General features: G+C 43.5%; 1 protein-coding gene. It reads left to right on the forward strand.

The genetic code is table 11. The features are described from left to right. Nucleotides 1-38: 38 nt before the first annotated feature. A partial coding sequence (locus tag PGX78_RS09320) for an amino acid permease (RefSeq protein WP_270446687.1) occupies nt 39-356 on the forward strand: 318 nt, incomplete at its 3' end.

A 356-nucleotide genomic window follows, 5' to 3' on the forward strand; every position in this document is an offset into this window, starting at 1 on the left:
TTATCTTTTATATCGGTTCCATTTTTATCATTCTCTGTATTTATCCTTGGAATCAGGTAAGTTTTATAGGAAGCCCCTTTGTTATGACTTTCGGTAAGGTGGGAATTACGGCTGCAGCCGGCCTGATCAACTTTGTAGTCCTTACGGCAGCTCTGTCTGGATGCAATTCCGGCTTGTACAGTTCCGGCCGTATGCTATATACGTTGGCAAAAAACGGTCAGGCACCGAAAATTTTCATACGACTTTCCAAGTCCGGAGTGCCTCGCGTGGGTGTCGGTGTCACTATAGGATTTTTGATTTTCGGCGTTATTTTGAACTACCTGATTCCTGATTCAAAGCTGTTTCTGTACCTATAC

The organism is Megasphaera sp. AF13-6AC (genome assembly GCF_027685385.1).
GTDB lineage: Bacteria > Bacillota > Negativicutes > Veillonellales > Megasphaeraceae > Megasphaera > Megasphaera micronuciformis.